The sequence below is a fragment of the Amycolatopsis sp. NPDC049868 genome (assembly GCF_044461365.1).
GTDB lineage: Bacteria > Actinomycetota > Actinomycetes > Mycobacteriales > Pseudonocardiaceae > Amycolatopsis.
The window spans coordinates 194,328-213,229 of sequence record NZ_JBITKV010000001.1 but is presented as its reverse complement, the minus strand read 5'-3'; the positions used below and the strand labels follow the sequence as shown (position 1 = coordinate 213,229).

At 68.8% G+C, this 18,902-nt stretch carries 20 protein-coding genes; 10 read left to right on the top strand and 10 right to left on the bottom strand.

Features of this window, described 5'->3' with window-relative positions:
• Positions 1 to 15: 15 nt before the first annotated feature.
• From ACIBTM_RS01075 to ACIBTM_RS01060, 4 genes are read right to left on the bottom strand one after another with little or no spacing between them, the layout of a single operon-like run.
• Complete coding sequence (locus ACIBTM_RS01075) at positions 16 to 1,077, bottom strand: ABC transporter permease (protein ID WP_395874326.1); 1,062 nt, start codon at positions 1,075 to 1,077, stop codon at positions 16 to 18.
• Positions 1,074 to 1,838 carry an ATP-binding cassette domain-containing protein gene (locus ACIBTM_RS01070; protein WP_395874324.1) on the bottom strand — a complete coding sequence of 255 codons (765 nt, stop codon included), beginning with the start codon at positions 1,836 to 1,838 and terminating at the stop codon, positions 1,074 to 1,076. Before ACIBTM_RS01070 ends, ACIBTM_RS01075 begins: the two co-directional genes overlap by 4 nt.
• Positions 1,835 to 2,890: a class I mannose-6-phosphate isomerase gene (locus ACIBTM_RS01065; protein ID WP_395874322.1), complete on the bottom strand. Its 1,056-nt coding sequence runs from the start codon at positions 2,888 to 2,890 to the stop codon at positions 1,835 to 1,837. The genes ACIBTM_RS01070 and ACIBTM_RS01065 overlap by 4 nt, the downstream gene beginning before the upstream one ends.
• Positions 2,887 to 3,873 carry a LacI family DNA-binding transcriptional regulator gene (locus ACIBTM_RS01060; RefSeq protein ID WP_240600424.1) on the bottom strand — a complete coding sequence of 329 codons (987 nt, stop codon included), beginning with the start codon at positions 3,871 to 3,873 and terminating at the stop codon, positions 2,887 to 2,889. Before ACIBTM_RS01060 ends, ACIBTM_RS01065 begins: the two co-directional genes overlap by 4 nt.
• Positions 3,874 to 4,158: 285 nt before the next feature.
• Between ACIBTM_RS01060 and ACIBTM_RS01055 the strand changes: the two genes are divergently transcribed.
• A complete protein-coding gene (locus tag ACIBTM_RS01055) occupies positions 4,159 to 6,546 on the top strand; it encodes a GH92 family glycosyl hydrolase (RefSeq protein WP_395874319.1) in 2,388 nt (795 codons plus the stop codon).
• 203 nt (positions 6,547 to 6,749) lie between these two features.
• Positions 6,750 to 7,118, top strand: coding sequence for a DUF3817 domain-containing protein (locus ACIBTM_RS01050; protein WP_125689534.1), 369 nt, complete (start codon positions 6,750 to 6,752; stop codon positions 7,116 to 7,118).
• 65 nt (positions 7,119 to 7,183) lie between these two features.
• Here the strand turns inward: ACIBTM_RS01050 and ACIBTM_RS01045 are convergent, their stop codons facing one another.
• On the bottom strand, positions 7,184 to 7,681 hold the full coding sequence (locus ACIBTM_RS01045; protein ID WP_395874316.1) for a MarR family winged helix-turn-helix transcriptional regulator: 498 nt from the start codon (positions 7,679 to 7,681) through the stop codon (positions 7,184 to 7,186).
• Between the two features lie 87 nt (positions 7,682 to 7,768).
• On the opposite strand from ACIBTM_RS01045, the gene ACIBTM_RS01040 reads away from it, so the two are divergent.
• Positions 7,769 to 8,074 carry an MTH1187 family thiamine-binding protein gene (locus ACIBTM_RS01040; RefSeq protein ID WP_395874314.1) on the top strand — a complete coding sequence of 102 codons (306 nt, stop codon included), beginning with the start codon at positions 7,769 to 7,771 and terminating at the stop codon, positions 8,072 to 8,074.
• A 64-nt stretch (positions 8,075 to 8,138) separates the two neighbouring features.
• On the top strand, positions 8,139 to 8,666 hold the full coding sequence (locus ACIBTM_RS01035) for a hypothetical protein (RefSeq protein WP_395874312.1): 528 nt from the start codon (positions 8,139 to 8,141) through the stop codon (positions 8,664 to 8,666).
• 4 nt (positions 8,667 to 8,670) lie between these two features.
• On the opposite strand, the gene ACIBTM_RS01030 is transcribed toward ACIBTM_RS01035, so the two are convergent.
• Positions 8,671 to 9,087, bottom strand: a complete 417-nt coding sequence (locus tag ACIBTM_RS01030) for a hypothetical protein (protein ID WP_395875763.1) — start codon at positions 9,085 to 9,087, stop codon at positions 8,671 to 8,673.
• A 98-nt stretch (positions 9,088 to 9,185) separates the two neighbouring features.
• Here ACIBTM_RS01030 and ACIBTM_RS01025 point away from each other — a divergent pair, with 98 nt between their 5' ends.
• A complete protein-coding gene (locus ACIBTM_RS01025) occupies positions 9,186 to 10,157 on the top strand; it encodes a tetratricopeptide repeat protein (RefSeq protein ID WP_395874310.1) in 972 nt (323 codons plus the stop codon).
• Between the two features lie 111 nt (positions 10,158 to 10,268).
• On the opposite strand, the gene ACIBTM_RS01020 is transcribed toward ACIBTM_RS01025, so the two are convergent.
• Positions 10,269 to 11,738: a neutral zinc metallopeptidase gene (locus tag ACIBTM_RS01020; RefSeq protein WP_395874308.1), complete on the bottom strand. Its 1,470-nt coding sequence runs from the start codon at positions 11,736 to 11,738 to the stop codon at positions 10,269 to 10,271.
• A 138-nt stretch (positions 11,739 to 11,876) separates the two neighbouring features.
• Between ACIBTM_RS01020 and glgP the strand changes: the two genes are divergently transcribed.
• Positions 11,877 to 14,417, top strand: a complete 2,541-nt coding sequence (glgP, locus tag ACIBTM_RS01015) for an alpha-glucan family phosphorylase (RefSeq protein WP_395874306.1) — start codon at positions 11,877 to 11,879, stop codon at positions 14,415 to 14,417.
• 1 nt (position 14,418) lies between these two features.
• Here the strand turns inward: glgP and ACIBTM_RS01010 are convergent, their stop codons facing one another.
• Entirely contained in the window at positions 14,419 to 14,613 is a 195-nt protein-coding gene (locus ACIBTM_RS01010; protein WP_395874304.1) for a hypothetical protein, read from the bottom strand.
• Positions 14,614 to 14,932: 319 nt separating this feature from the next.
• Here ACIBTM_RS01010 and ACIBTM_RS01005 point away from each other — a divergent pair, with 319 nt between their 5' ends.
• From ACIBTM_RS01005 to ACIBTM_RS00990, 4 genes are all read left to right on the top strand, one after another.
• Positions 14,933 to 15,790: a hypothetical protein gene (locus ACIBTM_RS01005; protein WP_395875762.1), complete on the top strand. Its 858-nt coding sequence runs from the start codon at positions 14,933 to 14,935 to the stop codon at positions 15,788 to 15,790.
• 21 nt (positions 15,791 to 15,811) lie between these two features.
• Positions 15,812 to 16,177: a hypothetical protein gene (locus tag ACIBTM_RS01000; protein ID WP_395874302.1), complete on the top strand. Its 366-nt coding sequence runs from the start codon at positions 15,812 to 15,814 to the stop codon at positions 16,175 to 16,177.
• 17 nt (positions 16,178 to 16,194) lie between these two features.
• Complete coding sequence (locus tag ACIBTM_RS00995; protein WP_395874300.1) at positions 16,195 to 16,836, top strand: hypothetical protein; 642 nt, start codon at positions 16,195 to 16,197, stop codon at positions 16,834 to 16,836.
• 74 nt (positions 16,837 to 16,910) lie between these two features.
• Positions 16,911 to 17,738: a hypothetical protein gene (locus tag ACIBTM_RS00990; RefSeq protein ID WP_395874298.1), complete on the top strand. Its 828-nt coding sequence runs from the start codon at positions 16,911 to 16,913 to the stop codon at positions 17,736 to 17,738.
• Here ACIBTM_RS00990 and ACIBTM_RS00985 read toward each other — a convergent pair.
• Together ACIBTM_RS00985 and ACIBTM_RS00980 are read right to left on the bottom strand one after the other, a co-directional pair.
• The gene (locus tag ACIBTM_RS00985) at positions 17,735 to 18,130 is read right to left on the bottom strand and encodes a rhodanese-like domain-containing protein (protein ID WP_395874296.1); all 396 of its coding nucleotides are present in this window, start codon (positions 18,128 to 18,130) and stop codon (positions 17,735 to 17,737) included. The genes ACIBTM_RS00990 and ACIBTM_RS00985 overlap by 4 nt on opposite strands.
• Complete coding sequence (locus ACIBTM_RS00980) at positions 18,127 to 18,675, bottom strand: cysteine dioxygenase (RefSeq protein ID WP_395874294.1); 549 nt, start codon at positions 18,673 to 18,675, stop codon at positions 18,127 to 18,129. Before ACIBTM_RS00980 ends, ACIBTM_RS00985 begins: the two co-directional genes overlap by 4 nt.
• Positions 18,676 to 18,902: the final 227 nt, after the last annotated feature.

Below are 18,902 nucleotides of genomic sequence, written 5' to 3'. Positions count from 1 at the left end.
CTTTGTGCGTAGGGATCAGCGAGAATTGCGGCGACGACGGCGCCGCTGGTCGAACCAGACCGCGGCGATCAGCACCGCGCCGACCGCGATCATCTGCCAGAAGTCCTGGACCTGCGTGATGTTGAAGCCCTTCTTCAGCACGGCCGGGATGAACACGCCGATCACCGTGCCCAGCACCGAACCGACACCGCCGAAGAGACTCGTCCCGCCCATCACCGTGGCGGCGATGGCGTTGAGGTTGTCGGTGGTGTGCGCCGAAATCGTCGTCGACGCGTAGTACGCCAGCGAGAGGAAACCGGCGACACCGGCGAGGAAACCGGTGAGCGTGTACACCTTCAGCAGGTGCGCGGTCACCCCGATGCCCGCCCGCCGCGCGCCCTCGGCGTTCGAGCCGACGGCGTAGGTGTAGCGGCCGAATTTGGTGGTGTGCAACAGCCAGGCGCCGATCAGCGTGATCACCACGGCCACCAGCACCAGGTTCGGCACCCCGCCGAACGACGTCCCGTAGCCGAGCGTCTTGTTGAGCTCGGTCGGCACGCTGCGCACGTCGGACCCGTTGTTCAGCAGGTACGCGGCGCCCAGCGCGGCACCCATCGTGCCGAGCGTGACGATCAGCGGCGGGATGTTCGCCACCGCGATCAGGAAACCGTTGATCAGGCCCCAGATCGTGCCCGCGACGACGGCGGCCACGAGCCCGGCGGTGATGACACCCCACCCGGCCTTCGTCGCGTCGCCGTCCGGGCTCAGCGCCTCCATCGTCTTGCCCGCCACCATGCCCGCGAAGATCAGCACCGAACCGACCGAGAGATCGATACCGGAGGTGATGATCACGAACGTCATGCCGACCGAGAGCACCAGCAGCACCGAGGTCTCGATGAGCAGGGTCTGGAAGGTGAACAGCGTCGCGAACTCGGCGGGCGCGATCGCGGTGAACACGATGATCAGCGCCAGCAGTACCAACGCGATCCAGAACGTGTTGGCCCCGATCAGCCGCTGCCCGATCGAGCGCTTGCCGAAGCCGCCGTCCACGGAGGTCTGGATCCCGGGATCCTTCTTCGTCGGAGTGGACACGGTCACGCCGCCTCCTCTTGTACGAGGGCGCCCGTCATCGCGGCGACCAGGTCTTCCAGTTTCGTGCCGTCGCCGGTGAACCGGGCGACGCGCTTGCCGAGCCGCAGCACCTCGATCCGGTCGGACACCGACAGCACCTCGGGCATGTTGTGGCTGATCAGCACGACGGCGATGCCCTTGTCCCGCACCTTCTTGATCACGTCGAGCACGCGTTCGCGCTGCACGACGCCGAGCGCGGCCGTCGGCTCGTCCATGAACACGACCTTCGACGCCCAGACGACCGACCGCGCGACGGCGACACTTTGCCGCTGCCCGCCCGAAAGCGAGCCGATCGGGACGTCGGTGCTCTGCAGGGTCACGCCGAGCCGCTGGAACTCCTCCACGGCCTGACGTTTCATCTCCTTCTTGTCCAGCATCCCGAGCTTGCCGAGGATCCCCTTGCGGTGGATCTCCCTGCCGAGGAACAGGTTCGCGGCCGGGTCGAGTTCCGGTGCGACCGCGAGGTCCTGGTACACCGTCTCGATCCCCATCCGCCGTGCCGTGGTGGGGGAATCGAGCACCACTTCGGAGCCGTCGAGCAGGATCTTGCCCGACGTCGGCTGTTCCGCGCCGGACAGGCATTTGACCAAAGTGGACTTCCCGGCGCCGTTGTCGCCGATCAGCGCGGTGACCTCACCGGCGCGGGCCTGGAACGAAGCGCCGCGCAGCGCCTCCACCGAGCCGTAGCGTTTGACCAGGTTCTGTGCGTCGAGCAGGAGTTCGCTCACGATCGCTCCCTCTTCTCGGGTGCGGGCGGCCGGCAGCGGATGATCGTGAGGTCGCCCTCCACGTCTGCCTGACCGGCGTCGTACGGGACCACGTAGGTCTCGCCCTTGCGCAGCGCGTACTCGCCGCCGTGTTCGGTGCGGAGCGTGCCCGAACCGTCCATGACCACCAGTACCGCGAACGACGGGTCGAGTGACAACGTTGTCGACCTACCGGAAACGGCGGGCCGGAGCCGGTCGGCGCGGAAGAACGCGTCACTGCCGTCGGCGAGGAGGTCCACAGTGGACGATTCGTCGCCGGCGGTGCGTTTGACGATCGAGCCGAGCCGTTCTTCGTCCCAGCCCGACGTGTCCAGGGTTTCGATGGCGGTCTCGAAGCCGATCCCGAGGTGTGCCTTCTCCGGGTTCGCCAGGAAGTCCCGCCATTCCAGGGTCAGCGAGAAGTCGGTCGGCTGCTGGAGTTCGACGACGAACACGCCTTCGCCGATCGCATGCGGAAGACCCGCCGGGATGTAGACCGTGTCGCCGGGGGCGACCGCGACGCTGTTCAGCGCATCCAGCATGGCGGGCGCGTCCTGCGTGCGGGCCCATTCGTTGACCATCGCCTTGTCGACGGTCTGCTTGAAGCCGGGGTAGACGCGAGGGTCGTCACCGTAGGTGCCGACCACGATCCACGCCTCGGTCTTGCCGAAGTGCGAGTCGAAGTGCCGCTTCGCGAACGAGTCCGAAGGGTGGAAGTGCACCGGCAGGCGCTGGCCCGCGTCGAGCAGCTTCACCAGCAGGCCGGTCGAATCGCCGAGCGCCTCGACGTGCTTGGCGCCGAGCCACGCGGCCGGGTTCTCACGGACGGCGTCGCGCAGCCAGACCCCGCTGGGCAGCTTGGTCAGGCCGTTGGTCTCCTGGCCGAACATCGTGGTGGCCGAGCCGACCCAGTCTTCCGGTCCGAATTCGGCCTCGGCCGGGGCGCCCCGCAACGCGGCGATGGCGTCGCCGCCGCGGTAGAACTGCGGCGGCTGGTTCGCCGGCAGGCGGATCGGTTCGAGGTGGCCGCTCATGAAGGCGCGACCTCCCCGGAACCGCGGGCTACGAGATGCACGGGCAGAACTACCTTTCTCGGTGCGGATTGATCTCCCTGGACCCGGGCGAACAGCAGTTCCGCGGCCGCCCGGCCCAGCGCGCTCACGTCGTGCGCGATCACGGAGACCGGCGGATCCAGCAGATCCGCCAGTTCGAAGTCGTCGAAGCTGATCATCGCGGGCCGGCGTTCGGCGTGGGCCAGCGCGCGCAGCAGGTGCACGGCGACCCGGTTGTTGCCCGCGACCACGGCGGTGGCCGGGTTCGCCCCGGTGAGCAGCCGTTTCACGGCGTCGCCGACGCTCTCGGCGGTCGGCGTCCGCATCACGACGAGGCCGTCGTCGAAGGGGATCCCGTTGCGCACGCAGCCTTCCCGGAAACCGCGCAGGCGTTCGCCCGCGGTGAAGATGTCGGGGCTGTCGGCGAGGAACGCGATCCGGCGGTGGCCGTGTTTCGCGAGGTGGGCGACCGCTTCGACGGTGCCGCCGATGTTGTCGACCAGCACCGTGTCGGCCATGATGTCGCCGGCGGGCCGGTCGAGGAACACCACGGGCGTGCCGGCGCGCATCTCGGGGACCAGATAGCCGTGCTGCATCCCGGCGGGGACGACGAGGATGCCGTCCACCCGGCGGGAGCAGAACTCCAGGACGAGTTCGCGTTCGCGGTCCGAGTTCTCCTCCGACGAACCGGTCAGCACCTGGCGGCCGAACGAGGTCGCGATCCGTTCCACGGCCCGGTTGAGCTCGGAGTAGAAGGGGTTCCCGACGTCTTCGACGATCAGGCCGATCGTCCCGGTGGTCGAGCCGCGCCGCAGGTTCCGCGCGCCGAGGTTGCGCCGGAACCCGAGCTGCTCGATCGCCGCCATGACGCGCTCCGCGGTGTCCGGATGGACGGCGGGCTCGTCGTTCACTACCCGCGAGACGGTTTTGATGCTCACGCCCGCGAGCCGGGCCACGTCACTCATCGTGGCCCGTCGGCTGGTGGTGCGGTGACCGTTGTCCGGTCCGCTGGAAGACAACGTTGTCATAGTGGCGCGAATTGAACGCCAGCGACGCCGCCGTGTCAATGCCCGATTCGCCCCGGTACCGACTTCCGAGTTCGAACCGTTACGGCCGGCTGGTCCGTATGTCGCATTGCGGCGAGCCGCTGTCCTGAATCGGACAGGGTTTGACGGACCTCTTGACCAGGTGGTCCGTTCTTGTCGAAGGTGGACGGGCAGCGACAACGTTGTCAGGAGGCGGCCTTTCCCATGCCTGCACGTACTTCGACCCGCGTCGCCGGGTTGCTCACCGCGCTGGTCGTTCCCGCCGGGCTGGTCACGCCCGTCGCGGCGGCGGCGCCCGGTGGCGACCCCGTGGACGCGGTCAACACCTTCATCGGCACCAAGGACGACGGGAACACCTTCCCCGGCGCTTCGGCCCCGTTCGGGATGACGCAGGTCAGCCCGATCTCATCGCATTACGCCGGCTACCGCTACGACGACACCGCGATCCGCGGCTTCGGGCATTTCTTCCTGTCCGGTGCGGGCTGCTGGGAGCAGGGCGGCCTCGTGTCGACCCTGCCCACCACCGGCGCGGTCGGGCCCGGCGCGGCGTTCGACACCACGAAACCCGAGACGTTCGACCACAAGAAGTACGCCTCGCCGTACACGCACGAGGGCGAGGTCGGGAAACCCGGCTACTACAAGGTGCGGCTCACCGGTTACGGCGGCGTCGACGCGGAGACCACCGCGACCACGCGGACCGGTGCCGAGCGATACACGTTCGCGAAATCGGGCGACGCGAACGTTTTCGTCAACGTCGGGCAGGCCAACGACAAGGAGCCCGTGACGGCGAGCCAGATCCGCGTCGTGGGTGACCGCACGGTCGAGGGAATGGTGGAGTCACAGGCGTTCTGCGGCGGCAAGCCGTACAAGACCTGGTTCACCACGACGTTCGACAAGCCGTTCAAATCCTTCGGCACCTGGTCGCCGGCGGGCGGTACCCCGGGCTCGAAGGAGTCCGCCGGTGGTGAAGGGCTGCGCGGCGCGTGGCTGACCTTCGGCGGCGGACAGGTCACCGCGACGACGGCGATCTCCCATGTGGACGCTTCCGGCGCCAAGCTCAACCTGGCGTCGGAGAAGGGGCGTTCGTTCGACGCGGTCCGCGACGGTGCCCAGCGCGCTTGGCGCAAGGAACTGTCCTCAGTGGACATCAAGGGCGGTACGAAGGACGACCGCACGGTGTTCTACACCTCGCTGTACCACGCGCTCCTGCAACCGTTGACCGGCAACGACGCCGACGGCCGCTACCGCGGGTTCGACGACAGGATCCACCGCGCGCTCGGCTGGACGTACTACGAGTTCTTCTCGTTGTGGGACACCTATCGCACGCAGAACCAGCTGCTCGCCCTCCTGCGGCCGTCGCGGGCGAAGGACGTCGCGAAGTCGGTGCTCGCCATCCACGACCAGGGTGGCTGGCTGCCGCGCTGGGCGTACGCGAACCAGGAGACGAACACGATGACCGGCGATCCGGTCACCCCGTTCCTCGTCGACCTGTGGCGCTTCGGCGCGCTGTCCGGGCAGGAACTCAAGGCGTACCAGGCACTTCTGCAGAACTCTCGGGAGATCCCGCCCGCGTCCTCGCCGTTCCAGGGCCGCTCGGGGAACACGAGCTACCAGAAGGACGGATTCGTCCAGTACGACAAGGACTTCCCGAAGAAGGGGCAGGACACCGACCCGAACCACGGCGCTTCGGCCACTTTGGAGTACGCGCTCGCGGACTGCTCGCTGTCCATCATGGCCGCCGGTCTCGGCCAGAAGGACGACGCGAAGGCCTTGGCGGACAAGGGACGCAGCTATCGCACGCTGTGGGATTCATCGGTGACCGACCGCGGCTTCACCGGTTTCTACCGGCCCAAACTCGAAGGCGGAGCGTGGTTCAGCCCGGCGGGCAAGCCGTTCGACCCGCAGAGCCAGGACGGGTTCCACGAGGGCACGTCGTGGCAGTACCAGTGGCTGACGCAGCAGGACGTTCCCGGCCTCGTCGAGCGGATGGGAGGCAAGGAGAACGCAGGCAAGCGGCTCGACGACTTCTTCGCCTACGGGGATCTGCTCAAGGACCCGGCGAAGACGGTGCGCGAGGAATGGGTCGTCGGCCCGTACAACTACTACAACCAGTTCCGCTACAACCCGAACAACGAGCCGGATCTGCACTCGCCATGGATGTACACGCTGACCGGGCAGCCGTGGAAGACCTCGGCCGTCGTCCGCGCCGCGCACACGTTGTTCACCAACGCGCCCAACGGTGTCACCGGCAACGACGACCTCGGGACCATGTCCGCGTGGTACGTCTTCAGCGCGCTGGGGCTGTATCCGGCGGTGCCGGGCACCGGGCAGTTCCTGCTGAACGCGCCGCGGTTCGAGAAGTCCGTGGTGCATCTGGAGAACGGTCGCGACATCACGATCAAGGCCGACGGCGCTGACGGATCGAAGCTCCAGTACGTCCAGGGACTGGGATCCGGTTCGCAGCGGGCGTATGTCGGGTTTGAACAGTTGACGCGAGGGACCACTTTGGACTTCAAGCTCACCGACGACGCGGCGAACGCCACCTGGGCGACCGGCCCGGAAGGCGCGCCGAAATCGCCCTGCGCCGGGTGATCCGAGTGGTTTAGACCGGTTCGCACCGGGGGTCGTGAGAAGCATCACGGCCCCCGGTGTTCCGGTGAGCGCCGTCACGCCTCACACTGGTATTACCACGTCCGACAGCGCTGTTGACGTCCTTGGCGAGTCCGCCTTGGACAGTGCTCGTCGGACGTAGTCATGTAGACACACACAGTGGTGAGACCCCACAGGAGGAGAAAGTGTCCAGCAAGGCCGCTCTAGTATTCCGCGTGGCCGCGGTAGCCGAAGCCCTCTCGTGGGCCGGGCTGCTGGTCGGGATGTTCCTCAAGTACGCCGTCAAGCTCGGCGAGGGCGGCGTTCCCGTCCTCGGCATGGTGCACGGCGTCGTGTTCGTCCTCTACGTGCTGGTCTCCCTGTCCGTGGCGAAGCCGCTCGGCTGGCGCCCGAAGACCCTGATCCTCGCGCTGCTCTCCAGCATCCCGCCGCTGTTCACCTGGCTGTTCGAGGCCTGGGCGCTGCGCAACGGCAAGCTCGACGGCCCGCAGCGGCTGTCGCACGGTGGTGTCGGCCTGTTCGCGGCCAAGTCCGCGGAGCCCGCCGCCGTCTGATCTTTTAGCGCGTGAAGGCCCCCTTCCCTCGGCTCAGCCGAGGGAAGGGGGCCTTCACGCGCTTATCAGGTGAAGTCGCCGGTGGCCTTGCGGACCTTGGTGAGCAGGTCGGTCAGCTGCTCGGTCTGCTTGCCGGTGAGCCCGGTCAGCCCGAAGTCGATTTCGGTGACCGCCTTCGTGGCCTCTTCGCGGCGTGCGCGGCCTTCGTCGGTGATCTCGACCAGTGTGGTCCGGCGGTCGGTCGGATGCGGTACGCGCTTGACCAAGCCGTCCTTCTCCAGCCTGTCGACGATGTTGGTGACGCTCGTCGGATGCAGCTGCAGCCGCTCGCCCATCACGCGCATCGGCAGATGGGACGCGCGGGCGAAGGTCAGCAGGACCAGCGCCTCGTATCGGGCGAAGGTCAGCCCGTGCGGTTTGAGCGCGCCGTCCACCGCCGACTGGATGATCTGTTGCACGCGCATGATCCCGGTCACCGCGGCCATGGTTTCGGACGGCCCGATACGGGCCTCCCACAGCTGCGCCGCGCGGGCGATCGGGTCGAACGGCAACGGACGGCTCATGGCGTTCGAAGTTACCAGCGGGTACCCGTGCCACGCCGCACCACCGGGTGTTATGCGTGGGAAAAGCGTCTGAACGAGGAGCAGAAGATGATCGTGGCCTTCAGTGTCAGCCCGTCCGCGGCCGAAGAGGACGGCGGGGTCAGCGAGGCCGTTGCCCGCGCGGTGAAAGTGGTACGCGAGTCCGGCCTGCCCAATTCGACCAACGCGATGTTCACGAACATCGAGGGTGACAGCTGGGACGAGGTGATGGACGTCGTCAAGCGGGCCGTCGAGGCCGCGGGCGAGGGTTCGTCACGGGTCGGGCTGGTGCTCAAGGCCGACATCCGGCCGGGTTACGAAGGTCAGCTGACCGCGAAGGTGGAGCGAATCGAGAAGCATCTGAGCGGCGAGTAGTCCGCCTCGCGGGCTGCCCGGAAGGTCGTTGCCGGTCCAGGACGCCGTCGGTGTCCTGGACGGTATGAAAATCCTCAAGAGACTCATCGCGCTCGTGGTGGCGACGGTGTCGGTACCGGTCCTGCTGGCCGCTCCCGCGCACGCCGTCCGGATGGATGTCTGGGACGGTTTCGAGAACAACCCGCAGCGGAACTGGCAGATCATCGACTGGGGCGGCGGCCGGGCGGGCTTCGACACGGGCTTCGGCCGGGGCGGCTCGAGCAACGGCTGGCTGAACGCCGGCCCGCCGGCCATGTTCGCCGCGATGGACATCAAGGTGCCCGTGAACACGCCCGCGGGCGCGCACTGCGTCGTGGAGATTTACGCCTTCGCGCTGAACCCGGACACCCGGAAGCTGATGTTCATCCTCAGCAGCGACGGTCAGACGGTGCAGAACCCGACCTTGGACATCAGTGGCGCCGGCTACAGCGCCGTCGGCTTTCAGTTCATCAACAGCGGGGCACACACCCTCGATCTGGCCATCTACCTGCCGGGGAACAACCGGGACCAGTGGGCGCGGCTCGACGACTTGACGATCAGCTGCTTCTGGTGACCGGTCAGGGGAGCGGCGGGGTGAACGAGACCAGCCACAGCTTGTCCTTGACCGCGATGGCCACCGGATAGCCGAAGGAGCTGCCGTCGCCGAGCTTCCCGCTGACGGTCGCCGAGGTCGGCGCGAGATCGTCCGGCGCGAACTTCACGGTGACGTCGTGGGCGCCGCGGGTCGCCAGCGCGTCGACGTAGGACTTCGCGAAGTCGCCGGCCGACGCGGGCGGGTAGTCGATGAGTTCGGAGAGGGCCTCGACGTCGTGTTCGTTGAGCGCGGCGGTGAGGCCTTCCTTCAGCTGCGCGGGACTGGCGACACCGGGTTCGGGTTGATGGGCGATCAGGACCGTGATGACGCTCACCCAGGTGATGGCGATGGCGATCGCGACGACCACGGTGGCCGTCCTGCGTGTCGGAATGTCGATCACCCCCTCGTGGCGAGCCTGCCGGAACACCGACGTCCTGCCAAGCGGGCAGCCGGGGGCATGCGGTGAAACGCTCGGGGATGCGTGCCAGGATGGAGCCCGTGACACACCCACGCGGATCAGCATCGAAGACGGCGGCCCTCTCCGCCGCGCTTTCCGGCGCGGTCGACCTTTCCGCGCTCAAGGCGCGTGCCGAGGCGCCCCAGAAACAGCCCCCCGCCCCGCCGCGGCCCGCGGACGACGCCCCGCCCGGCGCCCCCGCCACGGCGGGCGCCGTGATCGACGTCACCGAGGCGACGTTCCAGGCCGAGGTCGTCGAACGTTCCTTGCAGCAGCTGGTGGTCGTCGACCTCTGGGCCGAATGGTGCGGCCCGTGCAAGCAGCTCAGCCCCGTGCTGGAACGCCTCGCCGCCGAGTCCGGTGGCGCCTGGGTGCTCGCGAAGGTGGACGTCGACGCCAACCCGCGCATCGCGCAGCTCTTCGGCGCGCAGTCGATCCCGACGGTCATCGCCATCGGCGGCGGCCAGCCGGTCGACGCGTTCTCCGGCGCCCTGCCCGAACCCGAGATCCGCAAGTGGCTCGGTTCGCTGCTCGACGCGCTGCGTGACCGGCTGCCCGGGATCAAGGCCGCCGAGCAGAACGGCGGCGGTGTCGAGGTGCCGGAGGATCCGCGGTTCACCGAGGCCGAGGAGGCCTTCGAACGCGGTGACTTCGCCGCGGCGCAGGCGGCCTACGAGCGCATCCTGGACGTCGAACCGGCGAACGAGGAGGCCAAGACCGCGCTCGCGCAGGTCAAGTTCACCGCCCGCGCCGAGGCCGCCGGCCCGGACGCGATCGCGAAGGCCGACGCCGACCCGGCCGACCTCGACGCCCAGCTCGCCGCCGCCGACCTCGAAGTCGCGGGGCAGCAGCCCGAAGCCGGCTTCGCGCGGCTGATCGCCGCCGTGCGGCGTACCGCGGGCGACGAGCGCAACAAGGTGCGGGAGCACCTGGTGGCGCTGTTCGAACTGTTCGACTCGGCGGACGAGCGCGTCATGAAGGCGCGCCGGGATCTGGCGAGCGCGCTCTACTGAGGTTTCTTTCGGTACCCCCGAACGCTATGAACGGTCCGTTCCTTGCAAATTTTGCAAGGAACGGACCGTTCATAGCACTTCAGGGAGCAGTGACCGGACCGGTCAGACCGATCAGCCGTACTGGGTCGAGCAGACCGACGAGGTCTCCAGGTAGCCCTTCCGCAGTGCCTCGAGCCGCTCGAAACCGTTGTCCACGCGCTTGCCGTTGACGTCGGCCGAGACCAGGCTCTCCGGGCTCAGCAGGTCCGAGATGGCCTCGTCGAGGTCACCGGCCGAAAGCCGCAGCGTCGCGCCGGGCACGGTGCTGGCCTTCGCCCACGCGCCGACCAGACAGGCGGTGCGAAGTCCCGCGTTCGCGTTGTCGATCGACGCGCCGACACCCTTCTGGATGCCCATCGCGTACCGGGACGCGATCTCCGAGAACGCGGCGAAGTCGCCCTTGCCCTCGCTGTGCCCGCTTTCCCATTCCGCCTGCTGGTCGACCGGCTGCGCGAGTTCCCGCAGCTTGGCCATGTCGATGCTGACGGTGTTGTTCGACGGGCAGTACGACGCGGGCGGGGTGCTGGGGCCGCCGGGGCAGCTGCCGTTGCCGTCCTCGGTGATCTCCGGACCGGGGACGCCCGCACCCTCGAAGGCCTTGTCGAGGCTCTTCTTCAGGATCCCGATGATCTCGGCGTCGAGCTTCTCGTCGCCCTTGCCCTTGTCACCCTTGTCGAACGGGCGCTCGGTGATCCGCGCCTTGATGTTGTCCTCGTTCATCGCCGCGCATTCCTTCGGGCCCTTCTCGAACCCGACCTGGAACGCGTACGTGCGGTCGAACGCCGTGCCGTGCGCGCCCTGTTTGGTCGCGCTGGTGCCCGCCTGGTCGCGGATCAGGAACAGCGACGCCATGACCTGGTTGAGGCCTTCGGACGTCGAGACCCGGTAGTACTTGCTCTTGTCCTCGGCGACCCAACGGAAGTAACCGCCTGCGAAGCAGTCGGCCTGCTGCTCCTTGACGATCGACGGGGTGTTCTTCTTGATGCCCGCCTTCTCGGCGAGCCGGTACTGCACGGCGTGCCCGAGTTCGTGCGACAGCACGACGGCGCCGGCCATCTTCCCGAACCGTTCGCGCAGCATGGGCAGCAGCACGCCGCGGTCCCACGCCACCAGGTCACCCGGCGGGCAGTAGAACGCGTTGACGAGCTTCTTGACGCTCCCGCATTCGGTCTCTTCGTCGTCGGTCTTCGCGCTGTAGGACAGCAGCGACTTCAGCGGCTCGTACGGCTGGCCGAAGTCACGCGGCATGACCTCGGTCCAGTAGGCCTGGGCGTCGGCGATCGCGGCGATGGCGAGCTGGTCGTCTTCGGAACCGTCCTCGTTGCGGACCTGCAGGTCCGGCTTCGGCGCGTTCGGCTTGAGCCCGCTCTCGAAATGCGTGACCGGCAGACCGGCGATGTCACCGGCACCCGGCTGGCTGCCTTGCTGACCGGTCGAGGCTCCCTTGTCGCTGCAGGCGCTCAGCCCGAGGGCCAGCACCGTCACGACCGCGATCAGAGCCGGGCGGCGAAAGCCCCGCGCTCCCCCTTGGATCATGTTCACTCGCTTGTCGTCAGGGCCCCGACCGGGCCGCGTACTCCGGCAAGCAGGGACCCTACCCAGCGCTTATGGGCCGCGTGCAGGTAATCCCCGAAGTGGGTCTTGAGCGGGGCGGGGTCCGTGCCGATATGGTCGCTCTTCATGAGAGCAGTCCGCCGGTTCACCGTCCGCGCGAGCCTGCCGGAGTCGCTCTCCGGCCTCGGTGACCTCGCCACGAATCTGCGCTGGACCTGGCATCCGCCCACCCGCGACCTGTTCGCGTCGATGGACGCGGAGCTGTTCGACCGCGTCCGCGATCCGCTGCGGATGCTCACCGCCCTGCCCCCGGCCCGGCTCGACGAACTCGCCGTCGACGACGCGTTCCTCGCCCACGCGCGCGAGGCGGTCGCCGATCTGGACCGCTACCTCGCCGAGCCGCGCTGGTACCAGAAGCAGGACGACGCCGACCTCCCGCCCGCCGTCGCGTACTTCTCGATGGAGTTCGGCGTCACCGAGGCACTGCCGAACTACTCCGGCGGTCTCGGCGTGCTGGCCGGGGACCACCTCAAGGCGGCGTCGGACCTCGGCGTGCCGATGGTCGGCGTCGGGCTGCTCTACCGCGCCGGGTACTTCCGGCAGGCGCTGTCGCTCGACGGCTGGCAGGTCGAGCACTACCCGGTGATCGACCCCAACGCCTTCCCGCTGGAGCTGCTGACCGACGGCGGCGAACCGGTGCTGGTCGAGGTCGCGATGCCCGCCGGGCGCACGCTGCACGCGCAGATCTGGAAGGCCCGCGTCGGCCGGATCCCGCTGCTGCTGCTGGACACCGACACCGAGGCCAACGACGAAGACCTGCGCGCGGTCACCGACCGGCTGTACGGCGGCGACGCCGACCACCGCATCCGGCAGGAGATCCTGTCCGGCATCGGCGGCTTCCGCGCGGTGCGGCGCTACTGCGAGCTGACCGGGCATCCGCAGCCGAAGGTGTTCCACACCAACGAGGGCCACGCCGGATTCCTCGGGCTGGAACGGGCCCGCGAGATCATCCAGGCCGACGGGCTGGCGTTCGACGAGGCGCTGCCCGCCGTCCGCGCCGGCACCGTGTTCACCACGCATACGCCGGTCAGCGCCGGTATCGACCGGTTCCCCGTCGATCTGGTCCAGCGGTACTTCACCGACGGCAGGCTGGTCCCGGACGTCGACCCGCGCCGTGTGCTCGCACTCGGCGCGGAGGACAACCCCGGCCTGTTCAACATGGCGCATATGGGGTTGCGGCTGGCCCAGCGCGCGAACGGCGTCTCGGCCCTGCACGGCCGCGTCTCGCGGCGGATGTTCTCCCGGCTGTGGCCCGGGTTCGACTTCGACGAGGTGCCCGTCTCCTCGGTCACCAACGGCGTCCACGGGCCGACCTGGGTGGCGCGTGAGCTGAGCGCGCTGCTCGGCCGCAACCACGAGGAACTGGGCCTCGACGGGGCACAGGGCAAGCCGCTGCGGGACGGCGTCACCGACGAGCAGCTGTGGGCGCTGCGGCGGGAGCTGCGCGAGAAGCTGGTCGCCGAGGTGCGGCGCCGGGTGCGGGCCGCGTGGATGCAGCGCGGCGCGTCCGCGCTCGAACTCGGGTGGACCGACACGGTCTTCGACCCGGACGTGCTGACCGTCGGCTTCGCGCGCCGAGTGCCGACGTACAAACGGCTCACGCTGATGCTGCGCGACCCGGATCGCCTGCGCGCGCTGCTGCTGGACGAGCGGCGCCCGATCCAGCTCGTCGTCGCGGGCAAATCGCATCCGGCCGACGAGGGCGGCAAGCAGCTGATCCAGCAGATCGTCCGGTTCGTCGACGATCCCGAGGTCCGGCGCCGGATCGTCTTCCTGCCGGACTACGACATGTCCATGGCGCGCTACCTCTACCGCGGTTGCGACGTCTGGCTGAACACACCGGTGCGGCAGCTGGAGGCGTGCGGCACCTCGGGGATGAAATCCGCGCTCAACGGCGGCCTCAACCTGTCCATCCGCGACGGCTGGTGGGACGAGTGCTACGACGGCAGCAACGGCTGGGCGATCCCGACCGCGGACGGCGTCACCGACCCGCTGCGCCGCGACGAACTGGAGGCCGCGGCGCTCTACGACCTGCTGGGCCACCAGATCGCGCCGCTGTTCTACGACCGCGGCGCCGACGGAGTGCCCGGTGGCTGGCTGTCGATGGTGTGGCACACGCTGGAGACCCTCGGGCCGCGTGTGCAGGCTTCTCGAATGGTGCGGGAATACGTCGAATCGGGTTACCTGCCCGCCTCGCGCATGGTCGCGGAGGCCACGGGCGACGGATATCGCGGCGCGTTGTCGCTGGCCGACTACCGGACCAAACTGGACGTCTCCTGGCCACGGGTGCGGATCTTCGACACCGAACTGCTCGTCGAGGACTCCGCGCCGATGGTCACCGGCACCGAGGTGACCATCCGGGCGCGGATCGACCTCGCCGGTCTCGAACCGTCCGAAGTGGACGTTCAGGCGGTGGTCGGGAAGGTGGGTGACGGGGACGAATTGACCGACCCCGTCACCGTCGGCATGTCGGGCGACGGGATCGGCGCGTTCGCGGCGCGGTTGAAACTGCCGCATCCGGGCTCGATCGGCTATACCGTCCGCGTGCTGCCGAAACACCGTCTGCTGGCCACGCCGGCGGAACTGGCCCGCGTCGTCCACGCCTGAATCACCGCAAGAACGGCGCACCGGTCCCGTTCGGGTACCGGTGCGCCGAAACATATCCGGCGTACCGCGCGTATTCCCATGCCTGGGCGAAGTGAACGAGTTCCGCCCGGCGGCGCTGATGACACCGCGCCGAAACGAGCCAGCCCGCTCCGGCGCCGACCAGCATCGCCAGCCCGACGATCACGACGAGTTCCATTCCGTACTCCTGGTTCCTGGCCGCTCGATCAGCGGCTGTCTTTTCGACGCTAAGCGGAGTGATCGTCTTCGCGCATCCCCTGCGGGACCTTCGCCAGGAAGTGGTCAGGAGACGTACGTACGGTTTTCGTATGCCACGGATTCGCCATCCGCGTCCGTTGTCAAGTCGGTGGCAAACAAAAGGCGAACGCGGGCCCGGATGGTGTCCAATAAATGGCAAAAGCGCAGGTGAAGGCTGTTTTATCGGGCGAGTGGGGGTGATTCGTGCCGCGTATTGTGATCGCCTAGGCTCTTCGTCCTTGAGGTCGCGCAGGGGAGGAATAGTGACTTCGACGAGGAAAAGAAAAAAGCCCGAGGACAGCGTGCTCGGCATCCACAAGCGCAACGGCATCTGGCAGGACGGGCTCGCCAGGGTGATGGGGCCGGAACTGCTCGAACGCTGGGGAATCGCGGAAGACGCCGAGGCGTCACGCGTGCGGGAGATCGTGCTCCTGCGCTTGAACCGGGTACTGGACCAATTCCCGAAACCCGAAATGCCCGTGATCGTCTGGACCGCCTACAACCTCGGCGCGGCTTCGCCCGGCGCGGAAAGCGGCGTCGTCCGGCGGCTCGAAACCTTGGTCGGCCAGGGCGGCGTCGAATGCAGTGTCCGAACCTGCTGCCGTCGGTTCAACGACATTTTCCTGCCCGCCGTCGTGAAGAGCTTGAGTGCCGGGCAGAGCACGATCACGGGCGAGGACCTCGCCCGGGCTTCGCGCTGGCTGGCCGCGAACATCCGGCCCGGTGCGCCGGAACCCGCGGTGGAGGCGGGTGGACTGTCCACCGCCATCCGAAGGCTGCGTGCGCCGATGGAACCGGTGCTGAAGATGTTCCTCGACGGTCCTGTCCACGGCCCCGCGGACGGTGACGGTGTACCGCTCGCGGCGAAGCTCGGTACCCGGGGCGAGTGGCTGTGCGTCTTCACCGGGGAGAGGCTGCTGGCCGCCTATCGCGAGTCCACCGGTGCGGGTTGGCCCCGGATCGGCCGGTGGACGGGCCGGGACGTCGTGCGGACGGCCGCCGGCCGGATCTTCCCGACCGGGATCCTGATCGATCCGAGTCCGGTGATGGGAGCCGGTGCCGACGCCACGCTGCCCCTCCCGCCGGAGGAGATCGCCCGGCTCGCCCGTGACTGCTGATCCGAGACGAGGAAACCGGACATGATCGATTTCGAGGCCGTTCCCGACGAACTGAGCCGGGCGGGCGACCGGCTCCGCGACATCACCGAGATGATCACCAGGCAACCGGCGCTGAAGTTCAAGGCCACGGCGAGCGAAGCGGGGGATCCCGTGCTCGTGGCGGCGCTGGAGAGCTTCCAGGAGGCTTCCGCGCACAGCGTCTCCGTGCTCGCCGAGGACGTGCGGCGCCTCGGTGATCGGCTGGGCACGGCCGCGCGCGATTACCGGAACGGCGAAGAAGCGGCGATCGAGAAGGTCAACCTGATCGAGGTCGCCGAGAGTCTTCCCCGCCGGGCCGTCGCCTTCGACGCCGGGAACGTCAACACCATCCAGGCCGTTCTCGGCTGAAGCGAAGAGGACGGACGATGAAGCCGGAAGAACCGGACGGGCCGGGCGCGCCCTGGACGGCCGGGACGGTCAGCGTGCTCCGAAGCGAGGCGGAACGCTTGCGAGCGGTTTCCCGGTCGTTGGAGGACCAAGCCGTCGAGGTGCGCCAGATCGATCCTCGTGGCTGGTCCGGCGATGGACACGACGCGTACTTGGGCCGCCGGACCGAGCTGACCGCGCGGTGCCGGATGGTCGCCGAGGAGCACGGCCGCGCCGCGCGGGCGCTGGACGATTTCGTGGCCGTCCTGGAGCAGCTGACCAGGACCGCGCGGGACACTTCGGATCCGTCGCTCATCCGGAGACTGGCCGCCCAGCGGACCGAGGCGGCGGCACGGGCCGCGGCCACGCTCATCGAAGTGGGCAAGGACCTGGCGGCGTTGAAGACGGTGCTCGGTGAGGTCGACCGGCGCGTGGTCCGGGAATCCCGGCCCGTGCGTATCGCGAAGCCGGCCTCACCGCCGCCCGGCGCCGCCCCGGAACGGACCGGGCTGGCGCCCGCTCTCCTGCTGGCCGATCCGGTCGAATTCGACCGGCGGCTTCAGGGGCTCAGCGACGCCATGTGGCGATTCTGGTCGATGCCACCGCTTGTCAAGCCGGTGGCGAACAAAGGAAACCCCTGATTCTCGATTCTCGTCGAACAATGCGGGAAAGCCCGGTGAAATACACTTTGCCGGGCCGATCCCGAATCGGAGGAATGGTGGCTTCGGCGAAGGAAACGAAAACATCGCGCAGGGCCAAGGACCGGCTGCACCATGTCCACGCCCGCGCCGGGATCCGGCAGGACGGGCTGCTCCGCGCGCTGGGACCGGAGCTGCGGGGTATCTGGGGAATCGCCGAGGACGCCGAGGCCGGCCGAGTGCGCGAAATCGTCCTTCTGCGGCTGAACCGCGTTCTCGAGCGGTTCGCCGACCCGCTCATGCCCGAGATCGTCTGGACCGCCTACAACCTCGGCGTGGATCCGGTGAACGGCGGCGCGGGCATGGTCGGCCGGATCAGGACCATGGTCGGCCGCGGCCGGGTCGCCGTGTCCGAGCGGACCTGCACCAGGCGGTTCTACGACTTCCTGGGGAGCGTCAAGAACAGTCTGGACGGTTTCCAGGAGGACCTCACCGGCGAAGATTTCAGGCTCGCTTCGCGGTGGATCGCCGAAAACGTCCGTCCGGAGCGGACCGGCGGAACACCGCGCGACCCGGTGCCCTCGGTCATGCGGATGTTCCTCGACGGCACGGTATGCGGTCCGGCGGACGAGGCGGGCGCGCCGATCCCGGCCCGCCTCGGGGCGCACGGTGAGTGGTTCTGCGTCTTCACCGACGAGCGTCTGCTGGCCGAGTACCGCGCGGTCACCGGCGCGGGCTGGGTCCGGATCCGGCACCGGACCGGCCGCGAAGTCGTGCTCGCCGCCGCCCGGCGCGACGCGGCGACCGGGGTACTGGTCAACCCCAGACCGACGCGAGGCGCCGGGATCCACGCCGCGCTCCCGCTCACCCCGGACTCGATCGCCCGGCTCGTGGTCCGCGGCTAGGGAACGGCGGGGGTGCCGCCTTCCCGGATCGGGAGGCCGGCCGAACGCCAGGCGCGGAACCCGCCTTGGAGGTCGGTGGCGCCCGGCAGGCCGAGCCGCCGCAGGTCGGCCGCGGCCAGGCTCGACGCGTATCCCTCGTTGCACACGACGATCACCGTCGAGTCCGGGGTCACCTGCGGCAGCCGCCACTCGCTGTCCGGCGCGAGCCGCCACTCCAGGTGGATCCGCTCGACGACCACCGAGTCCGGGATCTCGCCTTCTTCGAGCCGGTTGACCTGCGGGCGGATGTCCACGATCAGGGCGCCGTCGCGCTGCAGCCGCAACGCTTGCTCCGGCTCCGCCCGGTCCAGCCCGGCCCGGGCGGCGGCCAGCAACGTTTCGATTGCGCTCATCGGCCCAGTATCGGGGCCAGCGAGGGGATCTCGGCGGGAACGTCGGCGAGCGTGGCGTATTCGCGGGTCGCGACCAGCGGCGGCGAGTAGGCGTGGACGCTGGCGGCGGGTTCGGTGCCGATACCGGTCACCTGGTGCGCGCGGCCCGCGCCGAAGCCGATGCCCTCGCCCGCGACATGCGTGCGGCGCCGGACCGGGCCGCCGGGGTAGCGGTACTCCTCGCCGAGTTCGCCCTGCAGCACCGTGAACGAACCGGACGCGCCGCCGTGGTCGTGCGGTTTGGTCCGCTGGCCGGGCAGCCAGGACAGCAGCCACAGCTCGACGCCGTCGGTCAGCGCGAGGCGTGCCCACCAGCGGTGGTCGGCGTCGAAACGCAGCAGGCCGCGCAGGCCCGAAGTCAGCTCGGTGGCGACGGTCGAGGTCAGGTCGGCCAGTTCCCGGGGCGTCCAGAGCAGACGGTCGGGGTGCAGCAGTTCCGGCAGCAGCGGGTCGACCAGCTGCGGATGGATCTCGAAGTCCTGGCGCGGGGTGATGGACGTGGTCACGGTGAGGCTCCTCGTGAAGGTTTCGCGGGCTCGGAAGCAGGGCCGAACGCGGCGCGACACGGAGGTGCCTGTCGGAAGAGCGGGGACTCAGCCGTGTCGCGCGGTGGTACACCCGCACGAGGCGACGAGGAGCAGGTCGATGGCCCGGCGGCGCCAGAAAGAGCCCCCGATGACGGGGAAGGCGGCGGACACGGACCTGATCACGTGCTCGATGCTGCCACAGTGTC

Coding starts and splice junctions, on each gene's coding strand:
- ACIBTM_RS01065 (WP_395874322.1), bottom strand. CDS start 2,890: ATGAGCGGCCACCTCGAACCGATCCGCCTGCCGGCGAACCAGCCGCCG.
- ACIBTM_RS01060 (WP_240600424.1), bottom strand. CDS start 3,873: ATGAGTGACGTGGCCCGGCTCGCGGGCGTGAGCATCAAAACCGTCTCG.
- ACIBTM_RS01055 (WP_395874319.1), top strand. CDS start 4,159: ATGCCTGCACGTACTTCGACCCGCGTCGCCGGGTTGCTCACCGCGCTG.
- ACIBTM_RS01045 (WP_395874316.1), bottom strand. CDS start 7,681: ATGAGCCGTCCGTTGCCGTTCGACCCGATCGCCCGCGCGGCGCAGCTG.
- ACIBTM_RS01040 (WP_395874314.1), top strand. CDS start 7,769: ATGATCGTGGCCTTCAGTGTCAGCCCGTCCGCGGCCGAAGAGGACGGC.
- ACIBTM_RS01035 (WP_395874312.1), top strand. CDS start 8,139: ATGAAAATCCTCAAGAGACTCATCGCGCTCGTGGTGGCGACGGTGTCG.
- glgP (WP_395874306.1), top strand. CDS start 11,877: ATGAGAGCAGTCCGCCGGTTCACCGTCCGCGCGAGCCTGCCGGAGTCG.
- ACIBTM_RS01010 (WP_395874304.1), bottom strand. CDS start 14,613: ATGGAACTCGTCGTGATCGTCGGGCTGGCGATGCTGGTCGGCGCCGGA.
- ACIBTM_RS01000 (WP_395874302.1), top strand. CDS start 15,812: ATGATCGATTTCGAGGCCGTTCCCGACGAACTGAGCCGGGCGGGCGAC.
- ACIBTM_RS00995 (WP_395874300.1), top strand. CDS start 16,195: ATGAAGCCGGAAGAACCGGACGGGCCGGGCGCGCCCTGGACGGCCGGG.
- ACIBTM_RS00990 (WP_395874298.1), top strand. CDS start 16,911: ATGGTGGCTTCGGCGAAGGAAACGAAAACATCGCGCAGGGCCAAGGAC.
- ACIBTM_RS00985 (WP_395874296.1), bottom strand. CDS start 18,130: ATGAGCGCAATCGAAACGTTGCTGGCCGCCGCCCGGGCCGGGCTGGAC.